The following is a 24,416-nucleotide window of genomic DNA, read 5'->3' as shown; positions in this document are numbered from 1 at the left end:
AAAAATACGGGATGATATTGGCCGTATCCTCCCGTATGAGCTTCAGTAATTGTGAACCTACTTGTTTCCCGACAAGTATAACTACCAATTTTCTAATTAAACTCGTTACAAATTTATGCAAAATTATTGTATCGTCCAATTTCTTGGAGGATTAAAGTCTATTAGACGGACCTTAAAGGAAATATCATTGGCTATGAAATTACTATTTATACTCCTTATTTGTTCAGCCGGACTAGCGTATGCATCAGATGGATATGCGCAAAAAACTTCTATCACTTTACGGGTTAACGATTGTACTATAGAAGAAGTGCTGCACAAGATTGAACGTGAATCTGGATTCAGCTTTTTTATAAATAGCAAGAATCTTAACCTTAATCGCCGGGTATCGGTTTCAGCTTCCGAAAAGAATATTTTTCAGGTGTTGGAACAGGTCTTTGCAGGTACAAATGTCGAATATAAAATATTGGATAATAAGATTGTACTGACGGCTAAAGAAACGAAAGTAACTCAACAAAAAACAAAACCCGTTGCAGGTACGGTAAAAGACAAGAATGGCGAACCGCTGATTGGGGTCTCTATTATGGAGAAAGGAACCACTAACGGAACCATTACCGATATCGACGGAAATTATAAACTTACTACACAGACTACGTCTCCTGTACTTGTGTTTTCTTATGTAGGTTATCAATCTAAAGATGTGCCTGTGACTGGGAATATCGTGAACGTAACCTTGGATGATGCGACTCAAGAATTGAATGAGGTTGTTGTTACAGCTCTCGGTATCCGTAAAGAGGCGAAAGCACTTTCTTATAATGTGCAGGAAGTATCTTCTGATGAAATAGTAGGAGTGAAGGATGCTAACTTTGTAAACAGCTTGTCCGGTAAGATAGCAGGTGTTGTTATCAATTCCAGCTCATCCGGTATTGGCGGTGGAGCTAAAGTTGTGATGCGTGGAGCGAAATCTCTTTCTGGAAATAACAATGCCCTATACGTGATTGATGGTATTCCGATGCCTTCATTGGATACGACACAACCCAAGGATCATTTTACTGGTATGGGGCAGTCGGGTGATGGTGCCTCTATGATTAATCCCGAGGACATTGAAAGTATGTCGGTACTCAGTGGTGCCGCTGCATCTGCTCTTTATGGAAGTGAGGCTGCAAATGGTGTCATTATGATTACCACGAAGAAAGGTACGAAAGATAAATTACGTGTAAGCTACGCCAATAACACTTCATTCTACAATCCGTTTGTAACTCCAGAGTTTCAGAATACGTATGGAGCCACTAGTGGTTCACTTCAAAGCTGGGGGCAGAAACTAGCTCAACCCAGTACCTACGATCCATTAGACTTCTATCAAACCGGTTGGAATGAAACAAATTCATTGACCATTAGCAATGGTAATGAGAAGAATCAGACCTTCCTTTCTATGGCTGCCACTAATGCGGAGGGAATCGTACAGAACAACACACTCGACCGTTACAATTTCACAATTCGTAATACGACTAGTATGCTGGATGATAAATTGCGTCTTGACCTTAGTGCTGCTTATATGAATGTTCGTGAACAGAACATGGTTTCTCAAGGTCAATACTTCAATCCGATTGTTGCTACTTATCTGATGTCACCGAGCTATAGTCTTGAAACCTATCAGTTGTTTGAAATGTATGATGAAAGTCGTGGCTTCAAGACACAATACTGGCCTTGGGGTAATATGGGACTTGGTATGCAGAATCCATACTGGATTACTAACCGTGATAATTTTATCAATCATAAAAATCGTTTCCTTGTTAGTGGTGGCCTGAGCTATGATATTGCCAAAGGAATCACTCTCGGTGCGCGTGCCAAGATGGACTATACTTCTGCGATCTATGAGAAGAAATATTCGGCTTCTACCGATGCTATTTTTGCACAAAAGTATGGTGCCTATTATAAGGCAGATGCTTCAACTCGCCAGCTTTATGGTGATGTGATGTTGAATATTGATAAATACTTTGGAGATTTTTCTTTGACAGGTACAGTCGGTGTAAGTATTCAGGATCTTGACTACCAGTATTATAGCGTAGGTGGTGATCTTAACTCTGTAGCAAATAGCTTTACACTCAAGAATCTTAATCAGTCGAATGCGGAATTCGATCAGGATGGTTATCACGATCAGACGCAATCTATTTTTGCTACTGCTCAACTTGGTTGGCAGAGTAAACTTTATCTTGATGTGACAGGTCGTATCGACTGGTCATCAGCTTTAGCTTGGACTGAAACAAAGTCGGTGGCATATCCTTCTGTAGGTTTGTCTGCTATTCTTACAGACCTGCTTCCTATTAGGAGTGATGTATTGACATTTTTGAAATTACGAGGTTCTTACAGTGAAGTAGGTAATGCTCCTACACGTTACATTGCATACCAAACCCATCCGTATCAGTCGGGGACTCCTAGTACAACTTCTACTTATCCGAATTCGGACATCAAACCCGAGCGTACCAAAGCGTGGGAAGTTGGTTTACAGTCACGTTTTTGGGGGGATAAGCTGGCACTGAATGTATCTCTTTATAAAACATCAACTTTCAATCAGCTGTTTAATCCTTCATTACCTTCTTCTTCGGGATATTCTTCTATTTACATTAATGGTGGTCAGGTAGATAACAAAGGTATTGAAGCAAGTCTATCTCTTAACCAGGCACTAGGTCCCGTGGAATGGAATTCAACTCTTACTTATACAATCAATCGCAACAAGATTAAGAAGCTCTTGAAACCGACTACATTAAAAGATGGTTTGTTGGTAGAACAAGATATGTTAGATTTGGACGGAGTGGGTAATGTAAAAACTCGTCTTTTTGAGGGTGGATCTGTCGGTGACCTTTATGTGACTGCATTGCGTACTGATGAACATGGATATATTGATGTTGATTATGTGAATAATACGGTATCTGTTGACGGAAATGCCGGTGAAAGAGGAGATGGTTGGATATATGCCGGAAATTCACAAGCCAAATATACAATGGGATGGCGTAACTCTTTCAGTTGGAAAGGATTGACACTTGGCTTCTTGATTAATGCCCGTGTAGGCGGGGTATGTGTATCTATGACACAAGCTTTGATGGACTCTTATGGAACATCGAAAGCTACTGCTGATGCTCGTGATGCCGGTGGTGTGATGATTAACGGTTATTTGGTTCCTGCTGCTCAAAAATATTACCAGACAGTAGGTACAGGTGCCGGTTCTATGTATGTGTATAGTGCTACTAACATTCGTCTCGCGGAACTTTCTTTGGGATATGATGTTCCTGTCACAAAACTTGTACCTTGGATCAAAGGCATGCATGTAGCATTTACCGGACGTAATCTTTTTATGTTCTATTGTAAGGCTCCTTATGATCCGGAGTTGACTGCGAGTACCGGAACTCATTTCAGCGGTATGGATTATTTCATGTTGCCGAGTTTGCGTAACCTTGGTTTCTCTGTTAAACTTAACTTCTAAAGAACTTTGAAGATGAAACAGATTTTGAAATATACAAAATTTATTAGCGGTGCATTCCTTACAGGAAGTTTACTTTTCACTTCTTGCACCGATCAGTTTGAAAAGTGGAATATCAATCCTAATGAAGTGACACCAGAGCAGATGACGTATGACAACCTGAATACTGGTGCATACTTTACTCAAATGGTAAAAGGGGTATTTATCGTAGGTAAAAGTGCGGATGGTGTAGGTTTGGGCGGAAGATACCAGATCACGGAGATGCTAACCGGTGATATCTTTGCCAGCTATATCGCCAATATAAACACATATAGCTACACCACTTATCATAATGACCACTATGCTCTCTATCGTGATTGGTATAATGCTCCTTTCAATGATGCATATACTAATGTCATGCAGCCGTGGAAGTCTATTGTCGAAAAGACGGACGAATCATCTCCGGCAAGAGCGATGGCTACTATTGTAAAGGTTTTAGGAATGAGTCGTATTACTGATATGTACGGCCCTATACCTTATAGTAAGTTCGGTACTTCTATTCAGGTGCCTTATGATAGCCAAAAGGATGTATACTATCAGTTTTTTGATGAATTGGAAGATGCTATTAAAGTGTTGACAGAATATAGTAATGCCAACTCTGCTAACTATATGGAACAGTATGACTATATCTATAGTGGTAACGTAGCCAAATGGATTAAGTTTGCCAACACGCTTCGCCTTCGTTTGGCTATGCGTATTTCTTTTGTGGATAAGACAAAAGCTACAGAAGAAGCTACTGCTGCCATTGGGCATAGCTATGGTTTGATGACTTCTACAAGTGATTCAGCCATTCTTCACCAAATGACTTCTTTCACCTTTACTAATCCATTGTGGGAAGTGAGTGAGAGTTTTCATGATATGCGTATGGGAGCCACGATGGATTGTTATTTGAATGGTTATAATGATCCGCGTCTTTCCAGATATTTCCGGCCGACAGTAGAGGATGGCGGTTATCATGGTGTAAGAAATGGTTTGACCGGAATATCAAAAGATGCTTATAAGGAGGCGGCATCAGGGCTTAATTTTGATGAAAATAGCAATATGCAATGGATGGATGCGGCAGAAGCTTATTTTTTGCTCGCAGAAGCGAAACTAAGACTTGGTCTTGGTTCGGAAACAGTACAAACATATTATGAAGAAGGTATTCGTACTTCATTTTCCTCGAAAGGTGCCACTGGGGCAGATGCTTATATTGCTGATAAAGATAGTCGTCCATTAGAGACATATACCGATCCAACAACCAATCGTGGAACATCAGTGAGCAGCTCTCTTTCTCAAAGAGGCATTGCCTGGGAAGAAGACGTGAGTGAGGAAATCAAATTGGAACGTATTATGATTCAGAAATGGCTCGCTCTTTATCCAGACGGACAAGAGGCATGGAGTGAAATGCGTCGTACCGGCTATCCTGGTTTTGTAAGAATTAGTTCTTACAATTATACGAATGAAGTCAAGAGCAATGAACTTATCAGTCGCTTGAAGTTCCCAACAACAGAATATTCCGATAACAGCCAAAATACGCAAGCAGCCGTATCATTGTTAGGTGGTGGCGGTGACATTGCTGGAACAAGACTTTGGTGGGATGTGAGGAGATAACAACAAGTCTAATAATAAACAATTAATCTGAATATGAGAACAATCAACTATTTATTGACTCTTATAGTAGGGATGGGGGGACTGATGGTCTCGTGTGATACGGATATCGAGTCAGAATCAATTCAGCACCCTTATACTTACAGTGACTTATATTATCAGAATTTGCGTGACTTTAAAGCGAGTGACCATGAAATATCGTTTGGATGGTTTGCGCAATATGGAGCACAGAACTCAATGGGAGTACGTTTTATGGGACTGCCGGACAGCCTTGATATTTGTTCAATGTGGGGAGGTATTCCGGCAAAGGAAAACACTGATATTTGGGAAGAGATACGTTTTGTACAAAAAGTGAAAGGAACCAAAATGCTTGCGGTAGCCATTACACGTATTGATGCAGAAACGGACGATCATGATTTTAAGAAAGCATATAATGAGGCGAAAGCAATGCCGGATGGTGAAGAACGGACAGCAGCACTCAATCGTTCTTTTGAGATGTATGCCGAGTACTTTCTCGATCAAGTTTTTTTGAATGATCTTGATGGATTTGATGCCGACTATGAACCTGAGGGGGACTTTTTGAGCGGTACTAACTTTGAATATTTTTATAAGCATATGGCAAAGTATATGGGACCGAATCCTGACATAACTAAAGAAGAACGTTTGAAGCTTATTGAAGAACGCTACGGTAAGGAAATTGCTTCGCAGGAAGGTATCTGTGACAAAATGCTCAATATCGACCAAACCAGTGCTGAACAAATGGCCAGCCTTGTTCCGTATAGCAATTATTGTTTCTTGCAGGCCTATGACGGTGGAACTGGAGCCGGTTCGTGGCCGGACGAGAAAGTTGTCTATTGCTGTAATATGGGTGACAATTGGCAAGGTACGATGGAGTCAATGTATAATCAGGCTCGTTATAAACCGGCATCGGGTAGAAAAGGTGGTTTTGGGGCATTCTTTATTCATCGTGATTACAATGTACACGAAAATAATCCGTACCCGTATAAACGTTTTCGTGAATGCATTCAGATTCAAAACCCTGCAATTCATTAATTAATCATTTTAATTAAAGAATAGAAATGAAGAATATAAAAAACATATTTTATGTAGGTATGCTGGCTCTTTGTACCATGAACTTTACTGCATGCGGTGACGAAGAGACCTACGACTTTCCAGGAGATCCATATAATCATGTGTATCTTCAAGATAAAAGTGGTACTTTTACATTTGTCCATACTCCGATATCAAGTATTAGTACTTTAGACCTTACGTTACCTTTGTATTGTAACCATAGAGTGACATCTAATTTTATAGCTAAGGTTGAGGTAGATAATTCATTGGTAGCAGCCTACAATGAAGAAAATAATACAGAGTATGCAGAAATTCCTGTATCCTCATTGGTGATGGAAAATACAGAGATCAGATTCGAACAAGGCGGATTGATGTCAGTTAACGAATTACATATTACAACAAATGAAGCTATCAATGAATTACGTGACGTAAATGGATATTTAATTCCTATTAGGATTACGGCTGTAGAAGGAGAAAATTGTAAAATAGTTGATAAGATGTCTACGACTTACGTAATTGTAAATGTAGAGGAAGATACTGATAATATTTATGATGATGCAGCTGACGAACTGGTGACAGGTACATTGGTAAGTGATCGTAGTGGATGGACGGCGATTGTTCCTGACGGTGCTGATGCTCAAGCTATGTTCACTGAAAGTGATGATTATTGGAGTGGCCGTGCCAGTGCTGCTGGAGAAGAACTTCCTGTTATTATAAACTTTGGAAAGTCATACACTTTTGATGGAATAAGTGCTTCATATTCGTATTATGGTTATTATACGTATGCAAGTTGGACAAAGAGTAGTAAAATTGAGATTAGCGGTGACGGAACAACTTGGGAGGAGGTAGGGATACTTTCTAATACGAATATCATTCAAGTGTTCTATGCTCCTGTTACGGCACAATATCTTAGGATTACAGTGCCTTCAAGTTCTTGGTCGCGTGCGAGCTTTAGCTGTGGTAACTTCAATATTTATGCAAAATAATCTATAGAACGTTATGAAGAAATATACATTATTATCTCTATTTGCTTTGCTGCTCTGTATGACAGGCTGCAAAGAAGGACCGGATTTTGGTGATGCACTTTATGTGACGGGAACATTAACATCATCTAATGTTCGTTTTTTGGTGGATGGTGAGTCGAGTATAGGCCTCACGGTGACATCAACGACTAAAACTGATACGGATGTTAAGATTGTCTTACAGCCTAATCCCGGGCTAATTGATGAATTCAATGCGTCTACAGGTCGTAATTGTCAACTACCGCCCGAAGGAAGCTATACAGTAGAAGGTACGGAAGTTATTATTGATGCAGGTAAATCGCAATCTTCACAGATTAAGGTGAGTGCAAATTCTGATAAATTGCAGGAAGGAGTTTCTTATTGTTTGCCAGTATCCATTACTTCTGTAGAAGGAGGTGATTTAAAGGTACTGGAAAGTTCGCGTACTGCTTATGTGATGCTTACTAAAGTGATTACCATCAAGGCTGCTTATCTGGCTCGAAAAGGTTGTTTCGACATACCTTCATTTGGTGGGGAAGATAGTCCGGTAAAAGCACTTGGTCAAATGACGTTGGAGATGAAAGTGCTCCCTGTTTCCTTCCCGACTTCTGCTAGTAGTGCAAATGGTATTAGCTCCTTGTGTGGCTGTGAAGAGAATTTCCTTTTCCGTTTTGGCGACGGTGCGGGTAATCCTACTAACAAATTACAATTTGTGAAAGGCTCTATTGGTGCCGCTTCTCATCCGGACAAGAAAGATCATTACGAGTCTTGGGTGGAAAAAGAGTTTGAAACTGGGCACTGGTTGCACTTTGCTGCAGTTTATGACGGTCAATATCTGCGGCTTTACTTGGATGGCGAACAGATTCACTTTGTAGAAACCAGAAATGGTGGTACTATTAACTTGAGTATGGCTTATGATGGACATACATGGGAAGATACATTTGCTATCGGTCGTTCTGCGGGTTATGCACGCTTTTTTGACGGTTATATCAGTGAATGTCGTGTATGGAATGTGGCTCGTACTACAGCCGAACTTGAAGATGGTATTTGTTATGTCGATCCGACAAGTGAAGGCTTAATCTCTTACTGGCGTTTCGACGGTGAAACACAGGAAGACGGTACTGTGCTCGATATGACAGGCCATGGACACAATGCCAAACCGTACGGTGATATCACTTATGTAGACAATCAAAAATGCCCGTTCTAAAATAAGGGATAATTAGATTTGAATATTTACTGAAAGAGGCATCCTGTTTTGCGTAGTGGAATAGGGATGCCTCTTTTTCTAAAAACATACTCACTATGATAAAAACATATTTGTCTTTTCTTGTGGTAGTACTAAACACATTTATAGTGTTATTTGCTCAACAATCACGCGGTTTTCCCTATAAAAATCCGACTTTACCCGTAGAAACAAGAGTTGCGGATTTACTATCCCGTATGACATTAGAAGAGAAAGTCGGCCAACTCCTTTGTCCTTTGGGGTGGGAGATGTATAAAATCAAAGGTAACGATGTACTCCCTTCTGATAAATTCAAGCAACTTATAAAAGACAGAAATGCCGGAATGCTATGGGCAACCTATCGTGCCGATCCGTGGACAAAGAAAACATTAGCAACTGGGCTGAATCCCGCATTGGCTGCAAAGGCAGGAAATGCCTTGCAAAAGTATGTGATGGAGAATACCCGTTTGGGGATCCCCTTATTTCTGGCAGAAGAAGCGCCGCACGGCCACATGGCGATTGGTACAACCGTTTTTCCTACCGGAATCGGGATGGCTGCAACTTGGTCACCCCAACTGATAAATGAGGTAGGCAAAGCAATCGGCAAAGAGATACGTCTTCAAGGTGGACATATCAGCTATGGACCTGTGCTCGATTTGGCCCGTGATCCCCGTTGGTCTCGCGTGGAAGAAACTTTTGGTGAAGACCCTGTATTGACGGGTGAAATAGGAAAAGCGATGGTGGAAGGATTAGGTGGTGGAGATTTGTCACGTCCATACAGCACGTTGGCTACCCTCAAACACTTCCTCGCTTATGGTATCTCGGAAAGCGGACAGAACGGGAATCCCTCTTTTGCAGGTATGCGTGAACTGCATGAAAACTTTCTGCCACCATTTAGACAAGCTATCAATGCCGGAGCATTATCCGTAATGACTTCGTATAATTCGATGGACGGTATTCCTTGTACAGCCAATCATTATCTCCTGACCGAACTTCTACGGGATGAATGGAAGTTTAAAGGGTTTGTCGTTTCCGATCTATACAGCATCGAAGGCATTCATCAAAACCATTTTGTTGCTTCTACAATGAAAGAGGCGGCTGTAATGGCTTTATCTGCCGGAGTCGATATTGATCTCGGAGGCGATGCCTATATGAATCTTATGGATGCGGTGAACCGGAAGGAAATAAGTAAAGAAATCCTTGATGCAGCCGTGAGTCGTGTACTTCGATTAAAATTCGAAATGGGATTGTTTGAAAATCCTTATGTGGATCCCGGAAAAGCGAAGAAAGAAGTTCGTAGCAAAGAATACGTTACTCTGGCACGCCAAGTGGCACAAGCCTCGATCACCTTATTGAAAAATGAACACTCGCTGCTTCCATTAGACAGGAGTATGAAAGTTGCACTGATCGGACCTAATGCCGATAACCGCTATAATATGTTAGGAGATTACACCGCTCCGCAGGAAGAAGAAAATGTAAAGACCATATTGGATGGAATCAGAGCAAAACTTTCTTCCTCACAGGTGGAATATGTGAAAGGCTGTTCCATTCGTGATACCGTGACGCCTGATATTGAACAAGCCGTTGCAGCCGCCCAACGTTCCGAAGTCGTTATTGCTGTGGTAGGAGGCTCTAGTGCCCGTGATTTCAAAACCAGTTATAAAGAAACAGGTGCGGCTATTGCTGATGAAAAGACAATCAGCGATATGGAATGTGGTGAAGGCTTCGACCGTGCAACGCTTTCTTTATTAGGAAAACAACAGGAATTACTCAGAGCCTTGAAAGCTACCGGAAAACCATTAATAGTAGTTTACATTGAAGGGCGTCCTTTGGATAAAAACTGGGCATCAGAAAATACAGATGCACTGCTGACGGCTTATTACCCGGGACAAGAAGGGGGGAACGCCATTGCTGATGTTTTATTCGGTGAATTTAATCCGGCAGGACGATTACCATTCTCTGTGCCCCGTTCCGTCGGACAGGTTCCGGTATACTATAATAAGAAGGCTCCCCAAAGCCATGACTATGTAGAAATGTCTGCTTCTCCGCTTTATTCTTTCGGATATGGCTTGAGCTATACCACATTTGAATATTCAGATTTACATCTGTCAGCTCTGACACCACATTCTTTCGAAGTTTCATGCAAAATCCGGAACACCGGAAAGTACGATGGTGAAGAAGTTGTTCAACTTTATTTGAGAGATGAATATGCTTCAGTAGTACAACCGTTGAAGCAATTGAAACATTTTGCACGCCTCTTTTTGAAGTGTGGAGAAGAACAGGAAGTGAAGTTTATTTTGTCCGAAGAGGATTTTGCACTTGTCGATCGGAATTTGAAAAGGGTGGTAGAACCGGGAACTTTCCAAGTAATGATCGGTGCTGCTTCTGATGACATCAGATTACAGACGAAAGTGGAGATAAAATAGGAGATACTCTCTATTCATCTATGAAACAAAAATATCAAATTTAGATCTCACAGTGATTTGCACCTGTTTTATTGTCAAATTGTCAATATAATATCTAAACGAATGAATATCAGGTAGCTACTGTCTGACAATAGCCACTGAAAACAGGCTGACAATAAAAGATATCAACTTCTATTGTCAGCCTTGTTTTTGTATCTTATAATATCTTTACTACCTGATAGACAGTACCTTTATAAGTATGTTTCGAGGAAATTCCGCACTTTTGAAGCATTCTCCCGAAATGATATACTTTGTTGTCGGACAATGAAATGCCGCTTTTCTTCTTCAAGTAATTCAGTATTTCTACCGGAGTAAAGAATTCTCCTTCCTCTCCCTCTTGTGGAGCTCTAAAGTATTGATAAAACAGTTGGATCATAGCCGGTGTTTGTTCAAACTCACGGTTGTTCTCGGTCATAATCTGCTCGTCTTCACTGTTAAACCAATAACGCTCACCATGAGAAATTTCGTGCATGGCTTGCGCGTAAAGCTGTTCATAATCTATCGGCTGTGTAGTGTCGATGTTTCCCGTCACTTCAATACAGATGAAGCGACGGCTCCCCGAAGGGTCGGTCAGCAAATCCTTCTGATTGCTTGTACCGATAAATGAAGCATACCGTTGTAATTCAAGCACCGAGCGGCCATGTGGTTTTCGAAGGTTGACCACCGGTTTTTGGAGAATATGTTTCAGAAACCCCTGTTGGGTCAGCGTAATCTGATCGAACTCATCAATGTTGATAAGCGCAAAACGATTCAGATACAGTTCCGCATCCCGTTTCTGGCTGAAATCAATACTGTCCGTATAGTAAGCCCGGAGTGCAGGAGGAATCATTTCACGGCAAAAAGTAGATTTATGAGTTCCTTGTGCTCCCACTAATATAGGCGATGTACTATTGGCATACATTTTATTTACTCCCCTCCAATGCGAAACCATATTCAGGAACCAACGATGAAAAAGTAATTCCCAATGCGGATTATTGCAGGGAACCCTGTTGGCTAACGCATGGATACGGTCTTTTCCATCCCAATGTGGCAGGTGAAACAGAAACTCCTCCAGCGGATTATAGATAGGCACACGGTTGGAGTGCAAGTAACGGTCTATGTCCCTGTCCCATACACCGATTCCTTCGGACTGCGCATCCAGCATAATGCTGTTTTGTGCCCGTTTGTCGATGGGATGGAAATAGAACCGGAACGAGAAACGCTCCCGGTATTCCACCTCCCCGATTTGCGTATTGTAACGGAACTCATAACGACGGTTCATAAATTCATCCATTTGCAGGCTAAGGCGTTGCTCTTTGGTCAGACAGTTGCTTTTCGGCACTCCCTTACATTCCTTATATACGTTTCTTATCATTTCACGTACCAGCATTGGATTCTTTCTTTTGTTATAACGGATGATGGTGCGTCTGGTTGCCTCCTCTTCCGGAATGCCTGAGTAGTAGCAGTTCTCGGCAAGCGGGACTATTAATATTTGCAAATCATCATCCCGATGCCAGGCTTGGTCCATTTCTTCAAAGGTCTTTCGCAATGCCGCTTCATAAAGCAGTGCCACTGTATCCTCCGTGTCATATCCCGGCAGGGCACGATTCAATGGCGATGCTTCTGTGCTCGATTTCTCATGATAAGTCATCTCGCCGGGCATACTGATAGGTTGCGAAAGATAGAAAGGAACAGGGGTGGGACGATAAATCAACTCCGGATCATAGCTAAGACGTGAGAACTGTTCCAGTTTCGGCTCTTTTAGCAGGATATTGAAAGGAAGTTGAGGCTGATAACATTTGATGGCTAGGCGATAGGCATGTGCCTGAAACACTTCGGCCTCTTCCGCTGTTTGCGGCAAAGTGCCGTCCGGTCGGGTGAAGCAAGTCCATATCTTGACACTTTTGCCGCTTGCTCCCATGAAAGCCAGCATTGTCTGAGGAAGTTCGGCAGCCTTTTGCTTCACAATCTCCACTTCTGTTTTTCCGGCTAACGGACCGACGGTCAGTTCTACAATCCCATTGTAGGTTTTCATTTGTCTCACTCCGTTCACTCGTCCGAAAGCTGCGGCAGGAATCACTCGCGGCAATTTGCCAGTGAGTGAACAAGGTTCGTCGGGTAGAACAAAATGCAGGGCTTGGCGTAGTTCGGATACCGGGCGGAGCTTGGTCTCTCTTTTCATTTTCTCTATCAACAGGTCGATGTTTACCACACTTAATGCTTCCGTATCTCCATTTTCCCTGATTTGTGTAATTTTCATTTCTATTTATCTTAAATTTTATAGAGTTGTAAGTGTTTGTTTATAGGTTTCAAAGGTACGGATAAGGTACTTGTAAAACAAGCTATTTGGCTTTTATCATGATAAAGAATAAGCTTTTGGAGGATAAGAAGCGGATATACTTCCACTATCACACGGATGTATTTCCATTTGTGTGCCGATATAGTTTCGCTAAGGTATCGGTGTCTTTAGTTTGTCACGGCCGTGGTGAGATCTCTCCACGTCTGTGATGAGTTCCTACCACGGCTGTGGGAAGATCTCACCACGGCCGTGACAAGTTGGCAATGTCGGTGCATTAGTATAAATGAATAGGCTGACAATAGAAGTTCTAGCTTCTTATTGTCAGCCTATTGTCAGGGCTTATTGTCAGCAGGTAAGCGGTTGATAATCATTGCGCTATTCAAGAAAAAACGTCAGCTGACAATAAAAACCTTCAAATTAATATGTAAACCTAAAACCTAATGAAACCTTTCTACTTGTAATTATAATCAAAATCTTTAATAATATAATAGTGTGTGCTTGATTTTACTGCGGCAAAGATAAGTCAGAAAAATAAAATAGAAATGTAATTTTGTTTCATATATGGTATACAAATGATTCATTGAATCAGAATTTATATAAATTGGTCAGTTTGTATCATTGTTCACAAAAGAAATCCTCCTTCACTTGCCTAAAGACAGTTGAAGGAGGATTTTATCGATGAATAGGGCTCTTTTTACCTATTTCTCATCATTCTTGCGAATTTCTACGCGACGAATCTTACCGCTGATTGTCTTCGGAAGTTCATCGACAAATTCAATCACACGCGGATACTTATAAGGAGCGGTCACTTTTTTTACATGATTCTGCAATTCCTTAATCAGTTCTTCACCTGCACGGGCTTTGTAGTCTTTCGAAAGAACAATCGTAGCTTTTACTACCTGTCCGCGAATCTCGTCCGGTACACCGGTGATAGCACATTCAATGACTGCCGGATGCGTCATCAAAGCGCTTTCTACTTCGAACGGGCCGATACGATAACCGGAACTTTTGATAACATCGTCCGCACGGCCTACAAACCAGAGATAACCGTCTTCATCTTTCCAGGCAACGTCACCGGTGTAGTAAATACCGTCATGCCAAGCTTCGCGAGTACGTTCCGCATCACGATAGTACTCTTTGAAGAGACCGATGGGTTTACCTTTGCTGGTGCGGATTACGATTTGCCCTTGTTCTCCGGCTTCAACGGAACGACCTTCGTGGTCTATCAGGTCAACGTCATATTGAGGATTCGGCAGTCCCATGCTTCCCGGTTTCGGTTCCATCCATGGCATCGTGGCGACGGTCAGTGTTGTTTCAGTCTGCCCGAAACCTTCCATTAGTTTGATACCAGTCAATTTTTTGAAGGTATCGAATACGGCCGGATTCAATGCTTCGCCTGCAATGGTGCAATATTTGAGTGAGGACAAGTCGTATTTCGTCAGGTCTTCATGAATCAGGAAGCGGAAAATGGTGGGAGGTGCGCAAAGTGAAGTGACATGATAGTCGTGTATCTTTTGCAGGATATCTCCGGGAGTAAATTTCTCGTGGTCATAAACGAAGATATTCGCTCCGGCAATCCATTGTCCGTAGAGCTTTCCCCAAACAGCTTTTCCCCAACCGGTATCGGCGATGGTAAGATGGAGGCTTTCCTCATTCAGATTGTGCCAGAAACTACCGGTTACGATATGTCCCAACGGATAGGTAAAGTCATGTGCTACCATTTTGGGCTCGCCGGTCGTGCCGGAAGTAAAATACATCAGTGAGATGTCATCATTGGTATTGGCATGGCGGGGACGTACGAACGGAGCGGCATTCTCAATTCCCTGATGGAAATCCTCGAAACCTTCGGGAATCTCAGGACCGACGCTGACCAGCTTCTCCACAGTGGGACAGTCGGGCATAGCCTCCTTGATATGTTGGAGAATCACTCCTTCGCCGGCAGCCACAATCATTTTGATATCGGCGGCGTTACAACGGTAGACTATATCTTTCTTTGTCAGCAGGTGAGTGGCGGGAATGACGGTCGCTCCCAGTTTATGAAGTGCGATAATGCTATACCAGAACTCATAGCGACGTTTTAAAATCAGCATTACCATATCTCCGCGTCCGATACCCAGACTTTGGAAATAAGAAGCCGTCATATCCGTATAACGTTTCATGTCGGCAAATGAGAACTGTCGGCTTTCGCCTTTGTCGTTTGTCCAAAGCAGGGCTTTCTTGTCGGGTTGCTCGGCAGCCCAAGCATCCACTACGTCATAACCGAAGTTGAAATTCTCCGGGACGTTTATTTTTAAGTTCTTGATGAAATCCTCTTGTGAGGCAAAGTTAGTCTTTGCTAAAAATCTTTCTACCATGATATTGTTACATAATTACAGCCAGAAAACGTACCGTTTTGCCGTCGAGCGCTTTCATGCCATGTGGAAGTTTGGAGTTAAAATAAATGCTGTCTCCTTGATTAAGGATAATTTCTTTCCCTTCGATGTTGATAAGCATACGGCCTTCGATCACAAGGTTGAATTCTTGTCCGTTGTGCTTGTTGTAATGAATCGGCTCGTCATCACCTTTCGGCTCAACGGTCACGATGAAGGGATCGGCGGTGCGGTTCATGAATCCGGAAGCCAATGACTGGTATTTGTAGGCTTTCGTACGTTCTATACTGACACCTTTGCCTGCACGGGTTACGAAATAACTGCTCATCTTGGGTTCCTCACCGAACATCAGCGCATCAAGGGCTATGTTATAAGTGCGGGCTATCTTTTGCAGCATACTGACGGAGATGTCGTAGTCGCCTGTTTCTGCGAGCCGGTATTCTTCGGCGGATATGTCACTGTCGCGGGCGATGTCCTCAGCGGTCAATTCCAACACATCCCGCAATCCACGGAGACGTTCTGCTATTTGTTTGATCTGGTCATTCATGTTATTTAGTGATTAGTTTGTTAGTGATTAATGATTTGCAGCAGCCATTATTTGCTGGCCTTCATGGCTTTAATGATAGCGGAGGTGAAACCGTTATGTTCCAGCTCGTTGATTCCTTTGATGGTGATTCCTCCCGGAGTAGTCACTTTGTCGATTTCCACGCTGGGATGAGTGTCATTATTCAGAATCAATGAGGCGGCTCCTTTCAGAGATTGTGCCACCATAGTCATGGCGTCTTTCGGACGGATACCCATTTCGATACCCGCTTGCATGGCTGCCTGAACGTATTTCAGAACGTATGCGATACCGCAGGAAGCCAGCGCTGTAGCGGCTGTTATTTTGTCTTCGGGGATAAGCATGACTGTGCCCATCTCGCTGAATAGCCGGAGGATGAACTTGTCTTGTTCGTCATTTGTATTGCGGGCGGCAACGAGTGTCATACTTTCCAGTTCGCTGATGGCGGTGTTAGGGATGAGGCGGAACATCGGCATTTCCGGTACTACCACATAATGTGCCAGCTCTTCAAAACTGATTCCTGCAGCTACGGATATAAGTATCTGCTTGCCCTTCAGCTTCAACTCGCGCATTACCGGCTGCATAAACCAAGGCTTTACGGCGAGGATAACGATGTCCGCTCCCGTTGCCGCTTCCGCGTTATTGTGAGTTGTAGAGATGTTCGGAAATTCTTTCTTCAACTGTTCCAGCTTGCCGGCGCTGGGGTTGGATACGATAATGTCCGAATCTTCTATCAGACTTCCTTTTGCCAGACCACGGGCGATAGAGCCACCCATGTTGCCTGCACCGATAATAGCTATTTTCATACGACGCTTGTTTTTAATGAATTGTTACAGACAAAGGTAACGGTTAATTGCGAAAAAACAAAAAGCAGCCCGGATAAGAAATAAAATTCTGAGGTAGGCTGCTTTTTATCGTTGGCTGTTTATTAATCAATATGAACGGTTAGAGTACTTTTTTGAACCGGGCGAGGAATTCGTCGGCCTCCTCCATACTGAGACAGAGAGGGGGAAGCAAGCGAAGTACATTCGTGCCGCTTGCGCCGGTAAATACATGTTCGTCATAAATGAGACGGCTACGCAGCTCTTTGATCGGTTCTTCAAATTCGAGTCCGATCATGAGTCCGCATCCGCGCACTTCTTTGATTTGCGGGAATTTCTTAAGTTCTTGCAGCAGGTAGTTACCAACCTTACCCGCATTCTCTACGAGATTCTCCTGTTCGATGACGTCCATTACGGCAAGAGCCGCAGAACAAGCGAGGTGGTTTCCGCCAAAAGTCGTTCCCAGTTGTCCGTATACAGGTTTGAACATCGGGCTGATTAAGACGCCTGCCATCGGGAAACCATTTCCGATTCCTTTGGCTACAGTGATGATATCCGGCTTGATGTCACAATATTGATGGGCGAAAAATTTACCGCTACGTCCGTATCCGCTCTGAATCTCGTCGAGAATCAGTATCGTTCCAGTTTCGCTGCAGGCTTTGCGGAGTTCCTGCATAAATTCAGTGGTCGGTATCTTGATACCGCCTACCCCCTGAATTCCTTCAATGATAACAGCACAGGTATCTCCTTTTGACAATTCTTGCTTCATCGCGTCGATGTCGTTCAGAGGGAGATAGGTCACGTGACCGTTATTGTTGATAGGTGCGATAATCGACGGATTGTTGGTAGCTTCTACCGCCAGAGACGTACGGCCGTGAAACGCCTTGTTGAAGGATACGATTTTGGTACGTCCGTTATGGAACGAAGCCAATTTCAGAGCGTTCTCATTGGCTTCCGCGCCACTGTTGATAAGAAACAGGCTGTAGTCCTCGTAGCCGGAGATTTTTCCCAATCGTTCGGCTACCTGTTGTTGCAGCTTGTTGATGACGGAGTTTGAATAGAAACCCAAGTTTGCTACTTGGTTACTGACCATTTCTACATAGTGCGGATGTGCGTGTCCGATGGAGATAACGGCATGACCTCCATAAAGGTCCAGATATTCCGTGCCGTTTTCATCCCAAACGTGACAACCCTTCCCTTTGACTATGTTGATATTATATAAAGGATATACGTCGAATAATTTCATAATTCTGTTATTTTTAAAAAGCACTCGGCTTCAAACGTAGGCCTACGGTTTCTTCCAGATTGAACATCAGGTTCATGTTATGAACAGCTTGTCCGCTGGCGCCTTTCAGCAAGTTGTCAATACAAGAGATAATCAATAGCTTGTCGCCATGCTTTTCCAGATGTATCAGACATTTATTAGTATTGACGACTTGTTTCAAGTCAATATTCTTGTCTACGATGTGTACAAAGGAGTCTTTGGCATAATATTCTTCATACATACGGACAATCTCTTCCTGTGATACTTTGGTCTTTACTACCAGAGTGGCAAAGATACCGCGTGGAAAGTCGCCCCGGTACGGGATGAAATCAATCTCTGCATCGAAACTGTTCTGCAATTGCTTGAGTGACTGCTTGATTTCCGGTACGTGCTGGTGTTCGAATGCTTTGTACACACTCATATTATTGTTTCTCCAGCTGAAATGACTGGTAGCTCCCGGTTTTACGCCGGCTCCGGTACTTCCTGTAATGGCATTTACCATCACGTCGTCTGTCAACATCAGATTCTTGGCAAGCGGAAGCAAGCCAAGCTGGATACAGGTTGCAAAACAACCGGGATTGGCTACGTGCTTCGCCGTACAGGTGGCGCGGCGGTTCAGTTCCGGCAGTCCGTAGATGAAGTCATGATCGTCACTTTTGATGCGGTAATCCATGGAAAGGTCGATAATCTTCAAGTCTTCCGGTATATTATGGCTTTCCATGAATTTCTTTGTGTCACCGTGGGCAGTACAGAAGAAGAGAACATCGATTTCGTCCAAAGGCAATTGATCGGTGAATCTCAGATCTGTCTCACCGTACAATCCTTCATGTACGTCGGTAATTTTGTTTCCGGCATTACTGCTGCTGTTGATAAATACGATTTCGGTTTCCGGATGGTTGAGTAGCAGACGGATTAATTCGCCTGCTGTATATCCTGCGCCACCAATGATTCCTGCTTTAATCATATCTCTTCGTCTTTATGGTTATTATAGTAAACACGCAACGGAGTAGAAGTCACTTTGATAAAGCCTTTGGCGTCTTCAGCCGTCCAGCCTTTCTGCATCTCACCGTATTCTCCGAATTTAGTCTTAACAAGGTCATCTTCGGATTCTACGCCTACGGTAGAGAAAGAAAGCGGACGAAGTTCGAGGATAGCCGTACCGTTTACGTTGCGTTGGCTTTCCTGCAACATCGCTTCGATATCACGCATGACAGGTTCCAAATACTGGCTTTCGTGCAGGAACATACCATACCAGTTGGCTACCTGATCTTTCCAATATTGTTGCCATTTGCTCAATGTATATTTTTCGAGGAAACGGTGAGCGCCGATAATCAACATCGGAGCGGCAGCTTCGAATCCTACGCGGCCTTTGATACCGATAATCGTGTCACCTACGTGCATATCACGGCCGATACCGTAAGCTGCGCCAATCTCTTCCACTTTCTGGATAGCTTTGATCGGGTCGTCAAACTTCTCGTCGTTGACAGCCTTCAGTTCGCCTTTCTCGAAAGTCAGACGGAGCTGTTCGCTTCCTTCTTTCTGAACGTGTTTCAAGTAAGCCGATTCCGGCAGTCCTTGTGCGGAATCAAGAATCTCGCCGCCACAAATGGAAGTACCCCAAAGACCTACGTTGTAAGAGTATTTCAGTTTGGTGAAGTCTGCGCTGAAACCATGCTTGTTCAGATAGTCTATTTCCTCCTGGCGGCTCAATGCCATATCACGGGTTAATGTGATAATCTCCACGTTCGGTGCCAGCACTAAGAAAGTCATGTCGAAACGGATCTGGTCGTTACCTGCTCCGGTAGAACCGTGAGCGATGGCGTCCGCACCGATTTCATTGGCATAGCGTGCAATTGCCAATGCCTGGAAGATACGTTCGGAACTTACTGAGATAGGGTAAGTGCCGTTGCGCAGTACATTACCGAAAACCATGTATTTCAGACTCTTCTCGTAGTATTCCTGAGTGACGTCCAACGTTACATATTTCACAGCTCCCAGTTTGTAGGCGTTCTCTTCGTTCGTCTTTAGTTGTTCTGCGCTGAAACCGCCTGTATTGGCACAAGCTGCATATACTTCGTAACCTTTTTCTTTGGCGAGGTACATGACGGTGAACGATGTGTCCAGTCCGCCGCTGAATGCCACCACTACTTTTTTCTTCTTTTCTTCCATAGTGTGTATATTTTAAATGTTATTTCTTTCTTGTTCTTTTTTTATGTTCCGTGGGTCTGTCGGATCATACAGCATGGCTGTGCAGATACAGAACTTACGGTTCTTGGCAACCAATATGTCGTGGTTGATACATCCTTCACATCCTTTCCAGAAAGCTTCGTCGTCTGTCAGCTCGTTGAAAGTGACAGGAACGTAGCCCAGTTCCGTATTCATCTTCATTACGGCCGCACCGGAAGTCAGACTGAATATTTTCGCTTTCGGCCATCGGAGGCGTGCCAGTTGGAAAGAAGCCTGTTTGATACGTTTTGCCAGTCCCAAACCACGGAAATCCGGATGAACGATCAGACCGGAAGTTGCTACATATTGCTTGTTCCCCCATGATTCGATGTAGGTAAATCCGGCAAATGTCTCTCCACAAAGTGCGATAATCGCTTTTCCTTCTTTCATTTTTGTCGCTACGTATTCGTGGGTACGTTCTGCGATTCCTGTTCCGCGTACTGCGGCAGCCTTTCTGATAGTGTCCAAAATAGTGTCAACGTAAACCTCGTGTGAGGCGTCGGCTACCATAACATCTATTTGCTGAGTGTCCATTTCTTTATTATATAATATAGGTATAATTATTCGATATTCGGGATGACGACTGCCAAAAGCTGGCGTATCTTGCTTGGGGCAACTCCTTCACGCAAAACTAACATGATTGTGTCGTCACCGGCAATGGTTCCCAGAATGTCACTGAACTCATTGTTGTCAATGTCGTATGCCATGCTGCTTGCATAGCCGGGACGGGTACGGATGACGGCAATGTTGCCGGAGAAATGTAAAGAGATAAATCCGTTGCTGCGCAACATTTCACCGGCGCTTTGGTCGGTGGAACGTTTATACATGATGTTGTTGGGCAATACATATACATACTTTCCGTTCATACTGGCAGCCTTGGCTACTTTCAGTTGTTTCAAGTCGCGGGAGAGGGTGGCCTGTGTCAGTTCGTAGCCTTCGCGGTTCAACTCTTGCAGCAGTTCTTCCTGCGAACCGAGCTCCTTGCTTGAGATAATCATTTTGATGGCATCTAACCGATTTGCTTTCTTCTTCATTGTATATTTATTCTAAGAATGGTGCAAAAGTATGCAATATTTCGGAGAAAAGATGCATAAAACCAAAGTTTTTTTGCATAAAAGTGAAAAAAGTGCTAAACGGAAGGAAACGGGGATGTTGTTTTGTGTCAAAATGTATATCCTTTCAATCAAAATGCGTAAGGGACAGGAGGAAGGAATCGTCTATCTTTGCCATGTAGGTAAATGGATACCTTAAATATATAGTACAGAATACCATGAAACAGAACTTTTTTGCAGTCGACCTGGGCGCAACGAGCGGCCGTACAATCTTAGGAACTTTCATTGAAGGCGGATTGAATCTGGAAGAGATTAATCGTTTTCCTAACCATCTGATTGAGGTGGGTGGACATTTCTATTGGGATATTTATGCATTATATCGCCATATTATTGACGGACTGAAGTTAGTTGCCCGCCGCGGTGAATCTATAGCCTCTATCGGCATTGATACTTGGGGGGTGGATTTTGTGTGTGTCGGAAAAGACGGAAACCTGCTCCGTCAGCCATACGCGTATCGCGATCCGCACACGGTGGGAGCACCGGAAGCCCTTTTTTCACGTATATCCCGTAGTGACGTTTACAGTAAAACGGGAATTCAGATAATGAATTTTAATTCACTTTTTCAGTTGGATACTTTACGCCGTAACCATGACAGTGCATTGGAGGCGGCAGATAAGATTCTGTTTATGCCGGATGCGTTGAGTTATATGCTTACCGGAGAAATGGTGACGGAATATACGATTGCTTCGACAGCACAGCTGGTGAATGCGCAGACACGGCGTCTGGAACCGGAGTTGCTGAAAGCGGTTGGATTGAGTGAGAAGAATTTCGGTCGTTTTGTATTCCCGGGCGAGAAAGTCGGGGTATTGACGGAAGAAGTACAAAAAATAACAGGACTGGGGGCAATCCCTGTCATTGCAGTAGCCGGTCACGATACGGGTTCTGCGGTTGCTGCCGTTCCGGCATTGGACCGTGACTTTGCATATTTGAGTAGCGGAACTTGGTCACTGATGGGAGTTGAGACAGATAGTCCGGTGATTAATGCTGAAACGGAGGCGTTGAACTTTACCAATGAAGGCGGTGTGGAAGGCACTATCCGTCTGTTGAAGAATATTTGTGGAATGTGGTTGTTGGAGCGTTGCCGTCTGAATTGGGGAGATACAAGTTATCCTGAATTGATCGGTGAGGCGGATGCGTGTGAACCGTTCCGTAGTTTGATTAATCCGGATGATGATTGCTTTGCAAATCCTGCTGATATGGAAAAAGCCATTATTGAATATTGCCGGGCTACCGGACAACCGGTTCCGGAGAAACGCGGACAAGTGGTGCGTTGTATCTTTGAAAGTCTGGCTTTGCGTTATCGTCAGGTTTTGGAAAATCTGCGTTCACTCTCTCCACGACCTATAGAAACATTGCACGTGATTGGCGGAGGTAGTCGGAATGACTTGCTGAACCAGTTTACGGCCAATGCTATCGGAATTCCTGTGGTGGCAGGACCGTCTGAGGCGACAGCCATCGGTAACGTGATGATTCAGGCTATGGCTGCAGGTGAAGCAACGGATGTTGCCGGTATGCGCCGGTTGATCCATAGCTCTATTCCGTTGAAAACTTATCAGCCGCAGGATATGGAAGCATGGGATGCGGCTTATATCCACTTTAAAAATTGTGTTCGATAATTAATTAGATAACCGACAGAATAATCATTTTAATAAAAGAATATCATGAAAAAAGAAGAACTGATTCAGAAAGCGTATGAAATTGCTGCGGAACGTTATGCGGCAGTAGGTGTAGACACCGAGAAAGTATTGGAAACTATGCAGGATTTTCACCTGTCACTCCATTGTTGGCAGGCTGATGATGTGACCGGATTTGAAGTGCAGGCAGGTTCATTGACCGGAGGTATCCAGGCAACCGGTAATTATCCGGGCAAAGCTCGTAACATTGATGAGTTGCGTGCCGACATCTTGAAAGCCGCTTCTTATATTCCGGGCACTCACCGCTTGAACTTGCATGAGATTTACGGAGATTTCCAAGGCAAGGTGGTTGACCGCGATCAGGTAGAACCGGAACACTTCAAGAGTTGGATTGAATGGGGTAAGGAACACAACATGAAGCTTGACTTCAACTCTACTTCTTTCTCTCATCCGAAATCGGGCGATTTGTCACTCTCCAACCCTGATGAAGGGATCCGCCAGTTCTGGATTGAACATACCAAACGCTGTCGTGCTGTTGCGGAGGAAATGGGTAAGGCACAGGGTGATCCGTGTATTATGAACCTTTGGGTACATGACGGAAGCAAGGATATCACTGTAAACCGTATGAAGTATCGTGCGTTGCTGAAAGATTCTTTGGATCAGATCTTCGCTACAGAATATAAGAATATGAAGGATTGCATCGAATCTAAGGTGTTCGGTATCGGTCTGGAAAGCTATACGGTAGGTTCCAACGATTTCTATATCGGTTACGGTGCTTCTCGCAATAAGATGATCACTTTGGATACCGGTCACTTCCACCCGACAGAAAGCGTAGCTGATAAAGTATCTTCATTGTTGCTTTATGTTCCTGAATTGATGTTGCACGTAAGCCGTCCGGTTCGTTGGGATTCAGACCACGTTACTATCATGGATGATCCGACTATGGAACTGTTCAGCGAAATCGTTCGTTGTGGTGCTTTGGATCGTGTACATTATGGTCTTGACTATTTCGACGCTTCCATCAACCGTATCGGTGCATACGTGATCGGCAGCCGTGCCGCACAGAAATGTATGACCCGCGCTTTGCTCGAACCGATTGCGAAATTGCGTGAATACGAAGCAAACGGACAGGGATTCCAGCGTCTGGCTTTGCTTGAAGAAGAAAAAGCGTTGCCTTGGAATGCTGTTTGGGATATGTTCTGTTTGAAGAACAATGTTCCTGTAGGTGAAGATTTCATCGCAGAAATCGAAAAGTACGAAGCCGAAGTAACTTCTAAACGATAAGTT

General features: G+C 43.5%; 17 protein-coding genes. 8 read left to right on the top strand and 9 right to left on the bottom strand.

Annotated elements, in window-relative coordinates:
- Window positions 1-115: 115 nt before the first annotated feature.
- The 6 genes from ACNOGP_RS01665 to ACNOGP_RS01640 all read left to right on the top strand — a co-directional run bounded on the left by ACNOGP_RS01665 (window position 116) and on the right by ACNOGP_RS01640 (window position 10,824).
- Complete coding sequence (locus tag ACNOGP_RS01665) at window positions 116-3,478, top strand: SusC/RagA family TonB-linked outer membrane protein (protein ID WP_418213923.1); 3,363 nt, start codon at window positions 116-118, stop codon at window positions 3,476-3,478.
- A 12-nt stretch (window positions 3,479-3,490) separates the two neighbouring features.
- Window positions 3,491-5,107 carry a SusD/RagB family nutrient-binding outer membrane lipoprotein gene (locus tag ACNOGP_RS01660; RefSeq protein WP_418213922.1) on the top strand — a complete coding sequence of 539 codons (1,617 nt, stop codon included), beginning with the start codon at window positions 3,491-3,493 and terminating at the stop codon, window positions 5,105-5,107.
- Window positions 5,108-5,140: 33 nt separating this feature from the next.
- Window positions 5,141-6,157: a glycoside hydrolase family 18 gene (locus ACNOGP_RS01655; protein ID WP_418213921.1), complete on the top strand. Its 1,017-nt coding sequence runs from the start codon at window positions 5,141-5,143 to the stop codon at window positions 6,155-6,157.
- Between the two features lie 26 nt (window positions 6,158-6,183).
- Window positions 6,184-7,161 carry a BT_3987 domain-containing protein gene (locus tag ACNOGP_RS01650; RefSeq protein ID WP_418213920.1) on the top strand — a complete coding sequence of 326 codons (978 nt, stop codon included), beginning with the start codon at window positions 6,184-6,186 and terminating at the stop codon, window positions 7,159-7,161.
- Window positions 7,162-7,174: 13 nt separating this feature from the next.
- Window positions 7,175-8,383 carry a DUF1735 and LamG domain-containing protein gene (locus tag ACNOGP_RS01645; protein ID WP_418213919.1) on the top strand — a complete coding sequence of 403 codons (1,209 nt, stop codon included), beginning with the start codon at window positions 7,175-7,177 and terminating at the stop codon, window positions 8,381-8,383.
- Window positions 8,384-8,478: 95 nt separating this feature from the next.
- Window positions 8,479-10,824, top strand: a complete 2,346-nt coding sequence (locus ACNOGP_RS01640) for a glycoside hydrolase family 3 N-terminal domain-containing protein (protein WP_418213918.1) — start codon at window positions 8,479-8,481, stop codon at window positions 10,822-10,824.
- 196 nt (window positions 10,825-11,020) lie between these two features.
- Here ACNOGP_RS01640 and ACNOGP_RS01635 read toward each other — a convergent pair whose 3' ends face one another.
- The 9 genes from ACNOGP_RS01635 to ACNOGP_RS01595 all read right to left on the bottom strand — a co-directional run bounded on the left by ACNOGP_RS01635 (window position 11,021) and on the right by ACNOGP_RS01595 (window position 21,417).
- Window positions 11,021-13,102 (bottom strand): BT4734/BF3469 family protein, encoded by a 2,082-nt coding sequence (locus ACNOGP_RS01635; protein ID WP_418213917.1) that lies wholly within the window; start codon window positions 13,100-13,102, stop codon window positions 11,021-11,023.
- 737 nt (window positions 13,103-13,839) lie between these two features.
- Window positions 13,840-15,495, bottom strand: a complete 1,656-nt coding sequence (locus ACNOGP_RS01630) for an AMP-binding protein (protein WP_007763940.1) — start codon at window positions 15,493-15,495, stop codon at window positions 13,840-13,842.
- 7 nt (window positions 15,496-15,502) lie between these two features.
- The gene (locus tag ACNOGP_RS01625; protein ID WP_007763942.1) at window positions 15,503-16,057 is read right to left on the bottom strand and encodes a helix-turn-helix domain-containing protein; all 555 of its coding nucleotides are present in this window, start codon (window positions 16,055-16,057) and stop codon (window positions 15,503-15,505) included.
- Between the two features lie 47 nt (window positions 16,058-16,104).
- Complete coding sequence (proC, locus tag ACNOGP_RS01620; protein WP_007754833.1) at window positions 16,105-16,878, bottom strand: pyrroline-5-carboxylate reductase; 774 nt, start codon at window positions 16,876-16,878, stop codon at window positions 16,105-16,107.
- A 139-nt stretch (window positions 16,879-17,017) separates the two neighbouring features.
- Window positions 17,018-18,139, bottom strand: a complete 1,122-nt coding sequence (locus tag ACNOGP_RS01615) for an aspartate aminotransferase family protein (protein WP_186966541.1) — start codon at window positions 18,137-18,139, stop codon at window positions 17,018-17,020.
- A gap of 13 nt (window positions 18,140-18,152) precedes the next feature.
- On the bottom strand, window positions 18,153-19,121 hold the full coding sequence (gene argC, locus ACNOGP_RS01610; RefSeq protein ID WP_143867659.1) for an N-acetyl-gamma-glutamyl-phosphate reductase: 969 nt from the start codon (window positions 19,119-19,121) through the stop codon (window positions 18,153-18,155).
- Window positions 19,118-20,326, bottom strand: a complete 1,209-nt coding sequence (locus tag ACNOGP_RS01605) for an argininosuccinate synthase (protein WP_007754828.1) — start codon at window positions 20,324-20,326, stop codon at window positions 19,118-19,120. The genes argC and ACNOGP_RS01605 overlap by 4 nt, the downstream gene beginning before the upstream one ends.
- A gap of 12 nt (window positions 20,327-20,338) precedes the next feature.
- The gene (locus ACNOGP_RS01600) at window positions 20,339-20,917 is read right to left on the bottom strand and encodes a GNAT family N-acetyltransferase (protein ID WP_007754823.1); all 579 of its coding nucleotides are present in this window, start codon (window positions 20,915-20,917) and stop codon (window positions 20,339-20,341) included.
- Window positions 20,918-20,943: 26 nt separating this feature from the next.
- Window positions 20,944-21,417, bottom strand: a complete 474-nt coding sequence (locus tag ACNOGP_RS01595) for an arginine repressor (protein WP_007763950.1) — start codon at window positions 21,415-21,417, stop codon at window positions 20,944-20,946.
- 236 nt (window positions 21,418-21,653) lie between these two features.
- On the opposite strand from ACNOGP_RS01595, the gene rhaB reads away from it, so the two are divergent.
- Window positions 21,654-23,111 (top strand): rhamnulokinase, encoded by a 1,458-nt coding sequence (rhaB, locus tag ACNOGP_RS01590; RefSeq protein WP_418213916.1) that lies wholly within the window; start codon window positions 21,654-21,656, stop codon window positions 23,109-23,111.
- Between the two features lie 45 nt (window positions 23,112-23,156).
- On the top strand, window positions 23,157-24,413 hold the full coding sequence (locus ACNOGP_RS01585) for an L-rhamnose isomerase (protein ID WP_007754804.1): 1,257 nt from the start codon (window positions 23,157-23,159) through the stop codon (window positions 24,411-24,413).
- Window positions 24,414-24,416 lie beyond the last annotated feature (3 nt).

The organism is Bacteroides difficilis (assembly GCF_048319815.1).
Taxonomy (GTDB): domain Bacteria; phylum Bacteroidota; class Bacteroidia; order Bacteroidales; family Bacteroidaceae; genus Bacteroides; species Bacteroides zhangwenhongii.
Note: the sequence above shows the minus strand (reverse complement) of the source record. Positions and strands in the feature narration are given on the sequence as shown.

Coding starts and splice junctions, on each gene's coding strand:
- ACNOGP_RS01645 (WP_418213919.1), top strand. CDS start 7,175: ATGAAGAAATATACATTATTATCTCTATTTGCTTTGCTGCTCTGTATG.
- ACNOGP_RS01625 (WP_007763942.1), bottom strand. CDS start 16,057: ATGAATGACCAGATCAAACAAATAGCAGAACGTCTCCGTGGATTGCGG.
- ACNOGP_RS01595 (WP_007763950.1), bottom strand. CDS start 21,417: ATGAAGAAGAAAGCAAATCGGTTAGATGCCATCAAAATGATTATCTCA.
- ACNOGP_RS01600 (WP_007754823.1), bottom strand. CDS start 20,917: ATGGACACTCAGCAAATAGATGTTATGGTAGCCGACGCCTCACACGAG.
- rhaB (WP_418213916.1), top strand. CDS start 21,654: ATGAAACAGAACTTTTTTGCAGTCGACCTGGGCGCAACGAGCGGCCGT.
- ACNOGP_RS01630 (WP_007763940.1), bottom strand. CDS start 15,495: ATGGTAGAAAGATTTTTAGCAAAGACTAACTTTGCCTCACAAGAGGAT.
- ACNOGP_RS01655 (WP_418213921.1), top strand. CDS start 5,141: ATGAGAACAATCAACTATTTATTGACTCTTATAGTAGGGATGGGGGGA.
- ACNOGP_RS01585 (WP_007754804.1), top strand. CDS start 23,157: ATGAAAAAAGAAGAACTGATTCAGAAAGCGTATGAAATTGCTGCGGAA.
- ACNOGP_RS01650 (WP_418213920.1), top strand. CDS start 6,184: ATGAAGAATATAAAAAACATATTTTATGTAGGTATGCTGGCTCTTTGT.
- ACNOGP_RS01660 (WP_418213922.1), top strand. CDS start 3,491: ATGAAACAGATTTTGAAATATACAAAATTTATTAGCGGTGCATTCCTT.
- ACNOGP_RS01615 (WP_186966541.1), bottom strand. CDS start 18,139: ATGAAATTATTCGACGTATATCCTTTATATAATATCAACATAGTCAAA.
- argC (WP_143867659.1), bottom strand. CDS start 19,121: ATGATTAAAGCAGGAATCATTGGTGGCGCAGGATATACAGCAGGCGAA.
- ACNOGP_RS01640 (WP_418213918.1), top strand. CDS start 8,479: ATGATAAAAACATATTTGTCTTTTCTTGTGGTAGTACTAAACACATTT.
- ACNOGP_RS01605 (WP_007754828.1), bottom strand. CDS start 20,326: ATGGAAGAAAAGAAGAAAAAAGTAGTGGTGGCATTCAGCGGCGGACTG.
- ACNOGP_RS01635 (WP_418213917.1), bottom strand. CDS start 13,102: ATGAAAATTACACAAATCAGGGAAAATGGAGATACGGAAGCATTAAGT.
- proC (WP_007754833.1), bottom strand. CDS start 16,878: ATGAAAATAGCTATTATCGGTGCAGGCAACATGGGTGGCTCTATCGCC.
- ACNOGP_RS01665 (WP_418213923.1), top strand. CDS start 116: ATGCAAAATTATTGTATCGTCCAATTTCTTGGAGGATTAAAGTCTATT.